The organism is Streptomyces sp. NPDC049597 (genome assembly GCF_040675505.1).
Lineage (GTDB): Bacteria > Actinomycetota > Actinomycetes > Streptomycetales > Streptomycetaceae > Streptomyces.
Map to the genome: position 1 here is coordinate 1 of NZ_JBFAOY010000045.1, position 12742 is coordinate 12742.

The 12742-nt window shown below is 72.9% G+C and carries 17 protein-coding genes; 8 read left to right on the forward strand and 9 right to left on the reverse strand.

Annotated elements, in window-relative coordinates; all coding sequences use genetic code 11:
• Together AB0K02_RS30950 and grpE are read left to right on the forward strand one after the other, a co-directional pair.
• The coding region (locus AB0K02_RS30950) for an Hsp70 family protein (protein ID WP_365995900.1) at positions 1-554 on the forward strand (554 nt) is incomplete at its 5' end.
• Entirely contained in the window at positions 551-1054 is a 504-nt protein-coding gene (gene grpE / locus AB0K02_RS30955; RefSeq protein WP_365995901.1) for a nucleotide exchange factor GrpE, read from the forward strand. The genes AB0K02_RS30950 and grpE, both read left to right, overlap by 4 nt.
• A 302-nt stretch (positions 1055-1356) precedes the next feature.
• Here the strand turns inward: grpE and AB0K02_RS30960 are convergent, their stop codons facing one another.
• The 3 genes from AB0K02_RS30960 to AB0K02_RS30970 all read right to left on the reverse strand — a co-directional run bounded on the left by AB0K02_RS30960 (position 1357) and on the right by AB0K02_RS30970 (position 5456).
• Positions 1357-3165 carry a thiamine pyrophosphate-requiring protein gene (locus tag AB0K02_RS30960; protein ID WP_365995902.1) on the reverse strand — a complete coding sequence of 603 codons (1809 nt, stop codon included), beginning with the start codon at positions 3163-3165 and terminating at the stop codon, positions 1357-1359.
• Positions 3166-3325: 160 nt separating this feature from the next.
• Positions 3326-4942 carry an NAD(P)/FAD-dependent oxidoreductase gene (locus tag AB0K02_RS30965; RefSeq protein ID WP_365995903.1) on the reverse strand — a complete coding sequence of 539 codons (1617 nt, stop codon included), beginning with the start codon at positions 4940-4942 and terminating at the stop codon, positions 3326-3328.
• Between the two features lie 64 nt (positions 4943-5006).
• On the reverse strand, positions 5007-5456 hold the full coding sequence (locus tag AB0K02_RS30970) for an SRPBCC family protein (RefSeq protein WP_365995904.1): 450 nt from the start codon (positions 5454-5456) through the stop codon (positions 5007-5009).
• Positions 5457-5661: 205 nt separating this feature from the next.
• Here AB0K02_RS30970 and AB0K02_RS30975 point away from each other — a divergent pair, with 205 nt between their 5' ends.
• The gene (locus tag AB0K02_RS30975; protein WP_365995905.1) at positions 5662-6552 is read left to right on the forward strand and encodes an SDR family oxidoreductase; all 891 of its coding nucleotides are present in this window, start codon (positions 5662-5664) and stop codon (positions 6550-6552) included.
• A 45-nt stretch (positions 6553-6597) separates the two neighbouring features.
• Here the strand turns inward: AB0K02_RS30975 and AB0K02_RS30980 are convergent, their stop codons facing one another.
• Positions 6598-7014 (reverse strand): CBS domain-containing protein, encoded by a 417-nt coding sequence (locus AB0K02_RS30980; protein ID WP_365995906.1) that lies wholly within the window; start codon positions 7012-7014, stop codon positions 6598-6600.
• A 164-nt stretch (positions 7015-7178) separates the two neighbouring features.
• Positions 7179-7742, reverse strand: a complete 564-nt coding sequence (locus AB0K02_RS30985) for a hemerythrin domain-containing protein (RefSeq protein WP_365995907.1) — start codon at positions 7740-7742, stop codon at positions 7179-7181.
• Positions 7743-7892: 150 nt separating this feature from the next.
• On the opposite strand from AB0K02_RS30985, the gene AB0K02_RS30990 reads away from it, so the two are divergent.
• Entirely contained in the window at positions 7893-8435 is a 543-nt protein-coding gene (locus AB0K02_RS30990; protein ID WP_365995908.1) for a hypothetical protein, read from the forward strand.
• Between the two features lie 35 nt (positions 8436-8470).
• On the opposite strand, the gene AB0K02_RS30995 is transcribed toward AB0K02_RS30990, so the two are convergent.
• Complete coding sequence (locus tag AB0K02_RS30995) at positions 8471-8662, reverse strand: DUF2795 domain-containing protein (protein WP_365995909.1); 192 nt, start codon at positions 8660-8662, stop codon at positions 8471-8473.
• 60 nt (positions 8663-8722) lie between these two features.
• A complete protein-coding gene (locus tag AB0K02_RS31000) occupies positions 8723-9172 on the reverse strand; it encodes a DUF6098 family protein (protein WP_365995910.1) in 450 nt (149 codons plus the stop codon).
• A gap of 152 nt (positions 9173-9324) precedes the next feature.
• On the opposite strand from AB0K02_RS31000, the gene AB0K02_RS31005 reads away from it, so the two are divergent.
• The 3 genes from AB0K02_RS31005 to AB0K02_RS31015 all read left to right on the forward strand — a co-directional run bounded on the left by AB0K02_RS31005 (position 9325) and on the right by AB0K02_RS31015 (position 10858).
• A complete protein-coding gene (locus AB0K02_RS31005; RefSeq protein ID WP_365995912.1) occupies positions 9325-10224 on the forward strand; it encodes a glycosyltransferase in 900 nt (299 codons plus the stop codon).
• 107 nt (positions 10225-10331) lie between these two features.
• The gene (locus AB0K02_RS31010) at positions 10332-10670 is read left to right on the forward strand and encodes a DUF3140 domain-containing protein (RefSeq protein ID WP_365995913.1); all 339 of its coding nucleotides are present in this window, start codon (positions 10332-10334) and stop codon (positions 10668-10670) included.
• Positions 10671-10720: 50 nt separating this feature from the next.
• Entirely contained in the window at positions 10721-10858 is a 138-nt protein-coding gene (locus AB0K02_RS31015; RefSeq protein ID WP_365995914.1) for a hypothetical protein, read from the forward strand.
• A gap of 63 nt (positions 10859-10921) precedes the next feature.
• Here AB0K02_RS31015 and AB0K02_RS31020 read toward each other — a convergent pair whose 3' ends face one another.
• Both AB0K02_RS31020 and AB0K02_RS31025 read right to left on the reverse strand, forming a co-directional pair.
• A complete protein-coding gene (locus AB0K02_RS31020; RefSeq protein WP_365995915.1) occupies positions 10922-11485 on the reverse strand; it encodes a hemerythrin domain-containing protein in 564 nt (187 codons plus the stop codon).
• A 216-nt stretch (positions 11486-11701) separates the two neighbouring features.
• On the reverse strand, positions 11702-11986 hold the full coding sequence (locus AB0K02_RS31025; protein WP_365995916.1) for a hypothetical protein: 285 nt from the start codon (positions 11984-11986) through the stop codon (positions 11702-11704).
• Positions 11987-12226: 240 nt separating this feature from the next.
• Here AB0K02_RS31025 and AB0K02_RS31030 point away from each other — a divergent pair, with 240 nt between their 5' ends.
• Positions 12227-12679, forward strand: a complete 453-nt coding sequence (locus AB0K02_RS31030; RefSeq protein ID WP_365995917.1) for a YbhB/YbcL family Raf kinase inhibitor-like protein — start codon at positions 12227-12229, stop codon at positions 12677-12679.
• Positions 12680-12742: the final 63 nt, after the last annotated feature.

Below are 12742 nucleotides of genomic sequence, written 5' to 3' on the forward strand. Positions count from 1 at the left end.
CGGCCCCGCGCGGCGTCCCGCAGATCGAGGTCTCCTTCGACATCGACGCCAACGGCATCATGCACGTGACCGCCAAGGACCTGGGCACGGGCAAGCAGCAGAAGATGACCGTCACCGGCGGCTCCTCCCTGCCCAAGCAGGACATCGACCGCATGGTGCGCGACGCCGAGCAGTACGCGGAGGAGGACCACCGCCGCCGCGAGGCCGCCGAGACCCGCAACCAGGCCGAAAGTCTCGTCTACCAGACCGACAAGCTGCTGAGGGAGAACCGCGACAAGATCCCCGAGGATGTGCGGTCCGAGACGGAGGCGGCCCTGGGCGAGGTCAAGGAAGCACTCAAGGGCGAGGACACCGCGGCGATCCGTTCGGCCACCGAGAAGGCCACCGCCGCCGCCCAGAAGATCGGCAGTGCGCTCTACGCGCAGGCCCAGGCCGACGGCGGCGGTGGCGGCACCGCCGGCGGCGGCGCGTCGGGAACCAAGGCGGGCCCCGGCGAGGAGGACGTCGTCGACGCGGAGATCGTCGACGACGAGGCGAAGGGAGACACCGGATGAACCGGGAGCCTCCGCGCGACACCGGGAGCGGCGGCCCCCGGACGGAGGCCGAGCAGTTGCGGGCCCGGCTCGCCGAACTGACCGCCGATCTCCAGCGGCTGAAGGCGGAGTACGACAACTACCGCAAGCGGGTGCGGCGCGACCGGCTGGCGGTACGGGAGATCGCCGTGGTCAACGTCCTCACGGGCCTGCTGCCGGTGCTCGACGCCGTCGACGAGGCACGCGCGCAGGGGGACGACCCGGGGACGGAAGCCGTCGCGCGCGTCCTCGGGAACCGGCTGGCCGCGCTGGGCCTCCAGTCCGTCGGCGAACCGGGAGAGTTCTTCGACCCCACGGCACACGAAGCGCTCACGTACACCGCGTCCGTCGCCGTCCCCCGGCCCGTCTGCACGGCGGTGCTGCGCCACGGCTACCGCGTCGGCGAACGGCTCCTGCGCCCCGCCCAGGTGTCCGTCACCGGCCCGCCCGCAGCCGACGAGCCGACCGGGGCCGCCGTGTGACACGCCCGCGGTACGCGGCCGCCGCGTTGTGTCGACCGCGCCGCGGGGGCACCGGTGTGCCCTGGAGATGATCGGCATGCCCGTGGCGCAGCCGTGGCCCGCGGACCGGGCGCGGCCGCGCCCCAAGGGCGATCGCGAGCCCGACGCCGGTTGAACCGGCCTGCGGGCGCCGCCCCGCACGGATGACGGCCGGAGTCCGGTCCGCTCACCGGCCTTTGGCCGTCCTCCATCCGGTGGGACCCACGCGCCCGCACGTCAGGGCAGGGGGACGGTCCGCCGGGCTGCGTGTTCTTCGACGCCGCTCAACCGGGCCGGTCGCCGCGGTGCCGCGTGCCCGGCAGCAGTTCCTGCACCTTCGCCTTGAAACCCTGCCGGAGCACGGACGCCCGGTCGCTGTCGCCGTGCCAGATCGCCGCGGCCGCGGCCTCGATCTGGTCGAGCGAGGCGTGCGGCGGTACGGGTGGAACGGCCGGATCCGTCAGGAAGTCGATGACGAAGGGCCGGTCGGCGGCGAGGGCCTGCTTCCAGGCCGCCTCGACGTGCTTCGGCTTCTCGACGCGTACGCCGTCGAGGCCGATGCGCCGCGCGATCTCTGCGTAGGGCAGATCGGGGATGTGCTGGGACTCCTCGAACTGCGGTGCCCCGGACATCGCCCGCATCTCCCAGGTGACCTGGTTGAGATCCTGGTTGTTGAGGACGGCCACGACGAGGCGGGGGTCGGACCACTCGTGCCGGTACTTGGCGGCCGTGACCATCTCCATCATGCCGTTCATCTGCATCGCCCCGTCGCCGACCAGGGCGATTGCCGGGCGGTCCGGGTGGGCGAACTTCGCGCCGATCGCGTACGGCACACCCGGGCCCATGGTGGCCAGTGTGCCGGACAGCGAGCCGCGCATCCGCCCGCGCAGGCGCAGATGGCGCGCGTACCAGTTGGCGGCCGAACCGGAGTCCGCGGTGACGATCACGTCGTCGGGCAGCAGCCCGTCCAGGGCGTGCACCACGTACTCGGGGTTGACCGGGTCCGCGTCGACGGTGGCCCTGCGCTGCATGACCTCCCACCAGCGGGCGACGTTCATCTCGATCTCGTCCCGCCAGGCACGGCTCTCCTTGCGGTGCAGGCGGGGCAGCAGCCGCCGCAGCGTCTCGCGTGAGTCGCCGACGAGGTTCACCTCGAACGGGTAGCGCAGCCCGATCATGTGCGGGTCGATGTCGATCTGCACCCCGCGCGCCTGGTCGAGCTCCGGCATGAACTGCGTGTACGGGAAGCTGGAGCCGATCATCAGCAGGGTGTCGCAGTCCCGCATCATCTCGTACGAGGGGCGGGTGCCGAGCAGCCCGATCGAGCCGGTGACGTACGGCAGGTCGTCGGACAGCGCGTCCTTGCCCAGCAGCGCCTTGGCGACCCCCGCCCCGAGCACGTCCGCCAGCCGCTCCACCTCGGCGCGCGCCCCGCGCGCGCCCTGACCGATCAGAACGGCCACCTTCTCACCGGAGTTGAGCACCTCGGCGGCCCGTTCGAGGTCCTCGTCCGCCGGCACGGGCGCGTAGCTGCCGATGCCCAGGCTGGAGGGGACCATCTTGAAGGCGTGCTGCGGCGGGGTGTGTTCGAGCTCCTGCACGTCGGCCGGGACGATGACCGCGGTCACGGTGCGCCGGGCGTACGCGGTGCGCACGGCCCGGTCGAGCACATTGGGCAACTGCTCGGGAACGGTGACCGTCTCGCAGTAGTCGGAGGCCACGTCCTTGTACAGCGAGGCGAGGTCCACCTCCTGCTGGTAGGAGCCGCCCATGGCGCTGCGGTTGGTCTGCCCGACGATCGCCACGAGCGGCACGTGGTCGAGCTTCGCGTCGTAGAGACCGTTGAGCAGATGGATGGCGCCGGGTCCCGAAGTAGCCGCGCACACACCCACCTTGCCGGAGAACTTCGCGTACCCGACGGCCTGCAGGGCGGACATCTCCTCGTGGCGCGACTGGATGAACCTGGGGCGGTCGTCCGCGCGACCCCAGGCGGCGAGCAGGCCGTTGATGCCGTCACCGGCGTACGCGAAGACGTGCGTCACGTCCCATGCGCGCAGCCGCTCCAGGATGTAGTCGGAGACCTTGGTGGCCACGTCGGTTCCCCTCTCACTGCTGCGGGTGGGCGTCTTCCCGGGTGTCTCGGCGCCGGTCCTGCGGGCGGTGTCTCGCCCCGCTCCTGCGTGCGGCGGCGCCTGACGCGCTGCGGGTACCACCGCGCCCGCCCGTGAAACGCGGCTCCCGGCATGCGGAGGGTCAGCTGCCGCGGCAGCCGCGGCGGTTGAGCGAACGCTGCGCCCGGGTCAGCAGCGCGTGCGGCGACCACGTGCGCAGTGCGGCACGGGCGGCGTTGGCGCCCGGCGCGCCGTGCACGCCGCCGCCGGGGTGGGCCGAGGCGGAGGCGAGATACAGGCCCCTGACCGGCGTCTCGGGGCGCCCGGTGCCCGGGACGGGCCGGAACACGAGCTGCTGGTGCATGGCGGCCGTCCCGCCGTTGATGGCACCGCCGTGCAGATTGGCGTCCAGCGTCTCCAGCGTCGGCGGCGCCAGGACGCGGCGCGCCCGGATCGCGGCACGGAAGCCCGGCGCGTAGCGTTCCACCTGCGCCTCCACGCGGTCGGCCATCGCCTCCTGCTCCCGGCGGTCCCACGCGCCCGTGATGCCCGCGTCCCCCGCATCGCCGCGGACGACGTGCGGCACGTGCGTGTACGCCCAGGCCGACTCCGTACCCGGCGGGGAGCGGCCGGCGTCCGCCGTGGTCATCTGGCCGAAGAGGACGAAGGGCTCCTCGGGCACGTGCCCCGTGGCCAGGTGGGCGGCGAACCGCGTCAAGCCGTCGACGCCGTCGGCCAGATGCACCGTCCCCGCGGACACGGCCCCGCGGGCGGTCCACGGCACCGGCCGGTCGAGGGCCCAGTCCAGCTTGAAGGTGGCGAAGTCCCACTGGAACCGGCGCAGCCCCGCCAGCAGTTGCGAGGGCAGGTGCCGGGCGTCCACCAGCCGGCCGTACAGCGCGGGAGCCGAGACGTCCGCGAGCACCGCACGCCTCGCCGGTACGCTCTCACCGCCGGCCGTCCGTACGGCGACGGCGCGCCCGCCGCGTACGACCACCTCGACCACCTCCTGCCCGCAGCGCACCGTGCCACCGAGGCGCCGGAGCCGGGCCACCAGCGCGTCGGGCAGAGCCGAGGCGCCGCCCACGGGCACGGGGAAGCCGACATGCTGGCCGAGCATGGACATGAGCCAGCCGTAGCCGCCGCTGCCCGCCGCTTCCGGGGCGAGATCCGCGTGCAGCGCGTTGCCCGCGAGGAGCAGCCGGCCGCCCTCCCCGGCGAACTCCTCCTCGCCCAGCCGTCGTACCGGCAGCGTCATCATCCTCGCCAGCCGCAGCCCGCCCGCCGCCCGTACGCGCAGGCCGAGGCGGGCCGCCGCCCGTACCGGCGGGAACGGGGTGAACAGCGCGTCGACGATGTCCGGGCCGAGCCGCTGCCACACCCCGCACAGCCGCGTCCACGCCTCTCCGTCGCCCGCGGCGAAGGCGTCGAGAGACCGCGCGGTGTCCGCGGGGCCGCGCTCCAGCACGGCACAGCGGCCGTCGGGCAGGGGATGGGCGAGCACGCTCGGCGCGTGCGACCAGCGAAGACCCTCCCGCCCGAGGTCGAGGGCCGCGAGAACGGGGGAGGCGGCCGCCAGCGGGTAGAAGGCGCTGAACACGTCGTGGACGTAGCCCGGCAGGACCCCTCGGTCACTGCGGACGGCGCCGCCCGGCTGCGCCTGGGCCTCCAGCACCTCCACGCTCCAGCCGGCGTCGGCGAGCAGGTTCGCCGCGACCAGCCCGTTGGGGCCCGCGCCGATCACCACGGCGTCCGGCATGACTGTGCCTCCCTGGTCGGGGCGTCCGCCTCGGGCAGGCAGCCTGATCCGGGCAGGGCCCGGATCAGTGCGCGCCCGAGGGCACGGACTGCTCGACCGCCTCGGCGAACCGCCGGAGCATGCTGCGGTGCCGCAACTGCTGCAGCGCGTCGAACGCCGCGTTGTGAAGCCGTCCACCCGCCCCGCGCAACGGGTGCTCGTCGAGGATCACGAGGGTGTCCTCGCCCCAGGGCTTCACCTCGATCGCGATTCTCGCGGTGCCCAAGGGCCCGCTGTACGCCTCCAGTTCGAGGCGCTCGGGCGGTTCGCAGTACCGCACGACGGTGCGGCCTTCCGCCTGCCAGGGCCCCAGTTTGACGGTGTACGCGATGCAGGTGCCCTCCTCGGGCCAGTTGCCGTCCTGCTCCGACGACTGGGACGGTCCGATCACCCAGTCCCCGTAGCGGTCGCCGTCGGACAGCACGGCCCAGACCTGCTCGGGAGTCCGGTGGATCAGCTGGTGTCGTACCGCCATGAGCCCTCCAGGAACTCGTCGTGTCCGGTCACGGCCACACCCGTCCAGCCTAGGCCGGTGCCGCCGCCGCGGCCTGTTCACGGCCGCGCGCCGCGCTCGCCGCCCGCGCCGCGGCGGGATGCGCTCGTTACGGTGGAGCCGGACGGGGCTCCCGCGCACCGCGCACCGTGCACCGTGCACCCGCATCCACGCGAGGAGGCAGGCGATGCACCGGAACTCACCCCTCGACGGCCGCGTCGTGGTCGTCACCGGCGCGGCGCGGGGCTTGGGGGAGGCCATGGCGGGGGCACTGGCCCGGCGCGGCGCGCGCCTGGCCCTCCTCGGCCTCGAACCGGACCGGCTGGCCCGCCTCGCGGACCGGCTGGGAGACCGGGCGCACCACTGGCCCGTCGACGTCGGGGACGACGCGGCGATGTCGCTCACCGCCGAACTCGTACGGGAGCGGCTCGGGCCGCCCTCGGCGGTGATCGCCAACGCCGGGGTCGCCGCGGCCGGCCCCTTCGAGGACATGTCGCCGGCGGCCTGGCGGCGCGTCGTCGAGGTGAACCTGGTCGGCAGCGCCAACACGGCACGGGCCTTCCTGCCCGACCTGCTCGCCACCCAGGGGTACTACCTGCAGATCACGTCTCTCGCGGCCCTCGGGCCGGCTCCGATGATGTCGGCCTACTGCGCCTCCAAGGCGGGAGCCGAGGCGTTCGCGCACAGCCTGCGGGCGGAGGTCGCCCACCGCGGCGTGGGCGTGGGCGTCGCCTATCTCAGCTGGACGGACACGGAGATGATCCGCGAGGAGGCGCCGCCTCCCACCCCGCTGCGGGAACTGCGCGCCCGGCTTCCCTGGCCCGCCTCCCGGACGTACGACGTGGGGCCTTCCGCCGAACGCCTCGTACGGGGCGTCGAGCGCCGCAGACCCGCCGTGTACGTGCAGCCGTGGCTCAGGGGCGTGCGGTACGCCCGGCCCCTGCTTCCCGCCGGCGTGGTCAGGTTCTCCGGCGTCCCGGTGCGCCGCGTCACGGCGGAGGGGCAGCCGACGGGGAGCCTGCTGGGGGCGGGGGGCCGGGCGGCCGAGCCGCGTACGAACGGACCCGACGCCGCCTGAACCCCCCCGAGCCGGATCGGGCCGGATGAGTCCGGAGCCGACGGGCTAGTCGGTGGACAGCGCCGCGACCAGGTCACCGACCTGCGGATCGGGCAGACTGCGCGCGACATCGGCCTGGGCGACCATGCCGACCAGCCGGTGTCCCTCCAGCACCGGCAGCCGGCGCACCTTGTGCCGGCTCATGGTGCGCAGGATCTCGTCGGCGTTGGCGTCCGCGCTGATGGTCACGACCTCGCCCTGGGCCAGCTCCCCGGCCTTGCACTGGGCGGGGTCCTTCCCGGCGCCGAGAACCTTCACCACGATGTCGCGGTCGGTGAGCATGCCCTTGAGCTTGTTGTCGGTGCCGCAGATCGGCAGTGCCCCGACTCCCAGCTCCTTCATCTTCTGAGCGGCCAGGAGCACGGTCTCCTCGGCACCGATGCACTCGGCACCGCCCGTCATGATCTCTCGTGCGGTCGTCATGTCGTGTTCCTCCTTGACGCGCCGTGTCCGGTGGCGGACCGGCGGCGGATCTGTCGAGGTGACCGGGTACGGGTGCCCGCGGTGGTGGGCCCGTAACGTGCGCCCGCCGCCCGGGGCCGTCCCGACGCCCGGCACCCGGATCGGGCGGCGGGCACCGGGGTGTCTCAGGTGTGCTCGCCCCGGCCGGAGAGCGCGTCGCGCATCCGGTCCACGAGCCCGACGCCGGGGGCGAGCAGCTTGTTGGCCGGCGGCTTGTCGGGTGCGTAGGGGTGCGGGCGGGTCGGCGCCGACCTCTTGGCCTGACGGACCTTGTCGCCCAGATCGCTCAGCATCTGCGGCGGGCACGCTTCCCGCAGCCGGGGGAAGAGCTTGGTCTCCTCGTCCGTGACATGCGTCCTGATCTCCGACATCAGCGTCGCGATCAGCATGTCGAACTGCGAGTCGTCCGCCTCACAGCTCTCCAGGTCCTTCATGACCCGCTCGGCCGCGGCATGGTCCGCCAGCTCGCGGTCGGCGAGTTCCGCTCCGCCGGGAACGTGCTTGCGGACCGCGGGGTACAGGTACGCCTCCTCCGCGACCGAATGCCGGACCAGTTCCATGGTCACCTGGTCCGCGTACCGCTTCCGCTCGCTGTCACCGGACGGCAGCTCCTCGATGTTGGTGAACAGCTCCTCGACCTCCCTGTGGTCGGTGATCAGTTCCGCGATCACGTCCTGGCCGTGCGCCATGTCGTCGCTCCTCGCTGTGACCTTGCTCTTTCGTTGTGTCGGACGCCACGTCGGGGCCCGTGACGTGGGCCATGTGCGGGCGGAGCCCCGAAAGGTAGCGTGTGGCCGCGCTCTCCCCATGTCTCCCCCCGGATTCGGACGGCCCGGCCAGTGCTCGCAGCTCTTTCCCCGCTCATCGCGGCGACCGCCCAGTGGCTGACCCGCGCCTACCCGTCGGACGGGGGCGCGCTGGACAGTGCTCTGGCGGAGACGCAGGCGCGTCAGGCGGTCACCGTGGCGGCCTGGCTGCGCTATCCGACGGCGATGGACGCCGCGCTCGTCGCGGTGGCCGGGCCCGGTGGCTCGGGGCGGCTGGACTGGATCACGGGCGCCGACGACGCGGAGGACCCCGACCCCTCCGACGACGCCGCGGGCGAGAGCGCGTGGCGGACCTGGGTGGACGAAGTGGTGGCGAGCTGGGCGGCCTGCCTGCTCAGCACACCCCGACTGGCCGGGGCGGCCGTGGCCGCACTCGGCGGATGCGAGCACGCCAACGGCTCGCCGGTCGAGTTCCGTCGTCTGGTCACGCCCGATGAACGAGACCGCCGAGCCGCCGCTCTCTTGCGTCATCCGGACCTGCTCGCGCCCATAGCCGCACTCCACCGCGCCCAGCTGCTGGACCGGCTGGAGCCGTACTCCGCGCCGGCCGCCTGAGGCGGCATTCCGCGGTCAGGGCCGAGCGGCCCCGGTCACGATCCCTTGCTGACTTCCTTGGTCACGGCTGCTGGAGAGTCGTACTCCTTTTCCGGCAGGGACGACAGCGCCCGCTTGATTTCCTTGCTGGCGCCGTGGCTCTTCGCCGTGTCGACGATGTCCTTCTTGCTGGCGGGATAGTTCACCCCGCCGAGGGCTTTCTGCATTTCGATGGGGTTCACGTTCATGCGGCGACGGGTACCCCCGCTTTCCGGAGCCGAACGTCCCCTCTGATTTCCGTGACCGAGCTAGCGGCCTTCGCGCCGCAAAGGGCCCCAGCCGCCTTCCTGCCGGGCGACTTCCTCGGCCGCCTCCTCGATCACCCGGGCGTCGATCCAGCCGACCGGCTCGATGTCCTGGACCAGCGGCTCGTTGTCGGGGCCGCGGCCGGCCTCCTGGCCCCGCAGCGCCCACGGATGGACTCCGGGCCCCTTGTCGCGCGGCAGGTGCGCGTAGTCGTACAGGCGTCGGGCCACCCACACCCTCACCGGACGGTTGTCCCACCACGGCTCGACGTCGAGGGAATTCGCGGACAGGCCCGGCAGCGGTACTCCGGTGAGGTCGTCGGTGCTGGACAGCGATTTCAGATCGATCGCGGGGCCGCGCGACCAGCGCACGTACATGCTCCCGCGCCGCTCGACGAGGCCGGTCAGTTCCTCGAGAGTACGCAGGACGGGCAATTCGTCGGGGGAGCTCATAGGGGTGAATCACTCCTTGCTGCTGTCCGTTTCACCGTCCCGTGGCGTCCCGGAAACGGCATTCCCCGCGCGTCCGCCGAATGGCGCGGCCTATGAGGAGGTACCCATGGCGGCGAAACGGAATCGAAGGAGCCGACGAAAGGGGTGACGGTGTGGGGCCCGAGGAGCGAGGGAGCGAGCCGCCGCCGGCGGGCCCCCCGCGGGTCGGCGTCGTCGTGATCACGCGTAACCGGTGCACGAGCCTGCTCCGCACCCTGGACCGGCTGGCCCGGCTCCCCGAGCGCCCACCGGTCGCCGTGGTGGACAACGGATCCACGGACGGCACCGCGGACGCGGTGCGCGCCCGGCACCCCGGCGTGCGCCTTTTGACGCCCGGCCGCAATCTGGCCGCCGCCGGACGTACGTACGGGGCCGCGTCCCTCGCCACCCCGTACGTCGCGTTCAGCGACGACGACTCGTGGTGGGAGCCCGGCGCCCTCGCCCGCGCCGCCGACCTCTTCGACTCGCATCCACGGCTCGGGCTGCTGGCCGCCGCGACCCTCGTGGGGCCCGAGCGCCGCCCCGACCCGCTGAACGCCGCGATGAGCAACTCGCCGCTGGGCCGGGAACCGGATCTGCCGGGGCCTTCGGTGCTCGGCTTCCTCGCGTGTGCGGCCGTGGTGCGACGGACGGCGTTCCTGGAGGTGGGAGGGTTCCATCCGCTGCTCGAGATCGGCGGTGAGGAGCAACTGCTCGCCATCGATCTCCAAGCGCGCGGCTGGGGAGTCGCACACTGCCCCGGCGTCGTCGCCCGGCACGATCCCGACGGGCTGCCCCGCCCGGGCCGGATGGCCCGGATGCGGCGCAACGCCCTGCTCACGGCGTGGCTGCGCCGACCGCTGCGACGGGCTCTCGTCCAGTCCGCGGAGGTGGCGCTGGACGCCCGTAAGGATCCACGGGCCCGCAGCGCGCTGGTCGACACCGCGCGACGGCTGCCCGCGGCGCTGGCCCGCCGTCACAGGGCCCCCGCCCGCGTGGAGAAACGGATCCGGCTTCTGGAGACGTGGTCGTGAACGGGCCCGGTGAACCGGGCACCGCGACGTCCCGTGGTGGTTTCCCGGTGGGCCGGCCGGGAACCCGGCACGCGTTCGTACGCACCTGCGCAGCGAGGAGGCGTGCTGTGGCGGCATCAGCACAGGTGAGCGCGGAACTGTGGGACGAGTTCCACAGGGTCGTCAACATGACATCCCGAGAGCTGCGGGAGTGGTTGAGCGTCGATGCCGCGGGCGAACAGACCGAGGAACTGCCCGACAAGAGCGGCCGTCCGACGGGGCGAAGGGTCCTCGACGTCCTGGGCAAGCGCCGCACCGACCTCACCGAGGACGACGTGCGGGTCATGCGGAGGGTCTGCGACATCGTCAGGTCCCAGCGGCCGCCGGAGCTGGATCCGAGAGCGGGTGGTGACGAGTGGCGCCGGAGCCTGATGAGCATCGGACACGATCCGCTGAAGCCGTCGTGACGTCGTGCGGGTGTCCACGCCGGTTCGCGGGCGGGCCAGGGAGGAGAACCATGACCGAGCAGACCCCCTCTCAGGCAGAGGGAACCGACGACAGCGGCGAGATCCAGGAGGAGCACGGGAAGGACGTTCCGCGCACGACGCCGTCGCAGGCGGAGGGAGAGCGCGAGGACGAGGAACAGGAGGAGTGACGTGGACTGACGGCATGGCAGGGGTGGCCGGGAGAGGTGCGTCCCGGCCACCCCTTGTGCCGGTCAGCTCCGCGTGCCGCGGCCGGCCAGCATGTCGCGCACCCGGTCGACCATCCCGACACCTGGCGCGAGGATCTTGTTGGCCGGCGGGGTGTCCGGGGCGGAGGGGTGCGGGCGGGTCGGGGCCTTCTCCTTCGCCGAGCGCACCCGCTGGCCCAGCTCCTCGAGGGCCTGCGCCGAGCAGACCTCCTCCAGCAAGGGGAAGAGCCGTTCCTCCTCGTCCTTGACGTGCTCGGTGACCGCCGACCGCAGCCGGGCGAGCAGCATGTCGAACCGTTCGTCTCCCGGCTCGCACCCTTCCAGTTCCTTCAGCAGACGCTCGACCTCGGCGTGGTCGGCGATCTCCTTGTCCGCCATGTCGTCCCCGTCGTCGACGTAGCGGCGCACCGTCGGGTACAGGTGCTGCTCCTCGGCGATCGCATGGCGGACGAGCTCGATGGTCAACTGGTCCACCAGATCACGTCGGTGCTGATCGGCTGCTGTGTGGGCCTGGATCTGAGCGAACAGCGAGTCCACTTCGCGGTGATCCTGCGTCAGTTCGTTGATCACGTTGCCGCCGTGTCCCACTTGGGGCTCTCCTTCCAATCGTCTGCGCCCGGTGACCTGGGCCGACCGTGCCGTCCTGCTGCGGACCGGCACGGAGGCCCGGGCCGACGCCCAGCGGGAATCCCTTCCACGGCCCCGCGGGGCCATCACGAGGCACGCGCCGTGCCACCCGAAAGGGGGCCGCGATCGCGCCCACCCGGGTCGACACGCCCTCCCATGCCCGTCCCGCCGGTGGCCCTAGGCGAGTGACCATCCGAGGCCGACGGTGACGGCGAGTCCGACGGCGCCGAGGACTGTTCCGGCGACGGCGGTCCACAGGCGGCCGATGCGGTGGCGGGCGGCGTAGTGGATGCCGGCCGCGCCGAGAGTGACGGCGAGGCCCGCGGCGAGGACCGCGAAAGGAAGCGCCGCGAACACGGGCACCCACCCACTGACGGCGGAGAAGGTGCCGAGGGCGAGTGAGGTGGGGCCCAGGGCGACGGCGGGTGTGTCGGACTGGTCGGGCGTTGTTGACTCGGGCATGACGCGCTCCCCCTTTTGAACGAGTTCAAAACAGTGGGTCCAGCGTACCGACAGGTCTGCGCCGACGGGTGGTTGGGGTGGGACCTGTGCGCGGTCGTCGTGCGTGGTGAGGCACAGGGCGGCGGCGCGGCGCCGAGGACACCTCGGCCCCCACACACGCCCCGGGCCGTCGCTGCGCCAGTCGCGTGCATATCGGTGGCCGTCCCGCAGAGCCGCACGGTGACCGGGTACGACGCTTCCATGGCTGGAATCGAACTCAGGAGTGACGCCTTCGACGACGGCGCGTACATCCCGCGCCGCTGCACGAAGGACGGTGACGACGTCTCGCCCGCCCTGTCCTGGTCCGGAGTCCCGGAAGGCGCCACCGAACTGCTGCTGCTGTGCGAGGACCCCGACGCACCCTCGGGAACCTTCGTGCACTGGCTGGTGACGGGCATCGACCCCACGAGCGAGGGCGTCGAGGCCGGACAGACGCCACCTGGCGGGCAGGAGCTGCCGACCGGCTGGCGCGAGCCAGGCTGGGGAGGGCCTCGGCCGCCCGTCGGCGACAAGGCCCACCGGTACCTCTTCCGGATCTACGCGCTTGCCGCCCCGGTCTCCCTGCCCGGCGGCGCGACCGCCGACGACGTCCACGCGGCGGTGGACCAGCAGGCGCTGGCGAGCGGCACCCTCGTCGGCCTCTACCAGCGCTGAACGCGGCCGATCCGTCGGCTGCGGTGCCGACTCCGGCCGGTTCAGCGACAGCGACAGGGGCCG

What these genes read in the sequence shown, in the direction of transcription:
- grpE (WP_365995901.1), top strand. Translation starts at nt 551, where the DNA reads ATGAACCGGGAGCCTCCGCGCGACACCGGGAGCGGCGGCCCCCGGACG.
- AB0K02_RS30965 (WP_365995903.1), bottom strand. Translation starts at nt 4,942, where the DNA reads ATGCCGGACGCCGTGGTGATCGGCGCGGGCCCCAACGGGCTGGTCGCG.
- AB0K02_RS30970 (WP_365995904.1), bottom strand. Translation starts at nt 5,456, where the DNA reads ATGGCGGTACGACACCAGCTGATCCACCGGACTCCCGAGCAGGTCTGG.
- AB0K02_RS30975 (WP_365995905.1), top strand. Translation starts at nt 5,662, where the DNA reads ATGCACCGGAACTCACCCCTCGACGGCCGCGTCGTGGTCGTCACCGGC.
- AB0K02_RS30980 (WP_365995906.1), bottom strand. Translation starts at nt 7,014, where the DNA reads ATGACGACCGCACGAGAGATCATGACGGGCGGTGCCGAGTGCATCGGT.
- AB0K02_RS30985 (WP_365995907.1), bottom strand. Translation starts at nt 7,742, where the DNA reads ATGGCGCACGGCCAGGACGTGATCGCGGAACTGATCACCGACCACAGG.
- AB0K02_RS30995 (WP_365995909.1), bottom strand. Translation starts at nt 8,662, where the DNA reads ATGAACGTGAACCCCATCGAAATGCAGAAAGCCCTCGGCGGGGTGAAC.
- AB0K02_RS31000 (WP_365995910.1), bottom strand. Translation starts at nt 9,172, where the DNA reads ATGAGCTCCCCCGACGAATTGCCCGTCCTGCGTACTCTCGAGGAACTG.
- AB0K02_RS31015 (WP_365995914.1), top strand. Translation starts at nt 10,721, where the DNA reads ATGACCGAGCAGACCCCCTCTCAGGCAGAGGGAACCGACGACAGCGGC.
- AB0K02_RS31025 (WP_365995916.1), bottom strand. Translation starts at nt 11,986, where the DNA reads ATGCCCGAGTCAACAACGCCCGACCAGTCCGACACACCCGCCGTCGCC.
- AB0K02_RS31030 (WP_365995917.1), top strand. Translation starts at nt 12,227, where the DNA reads ATGGCTGGAATCGAACTCAGGAGTGACGCCTTCGACGACGGCGCGTAC.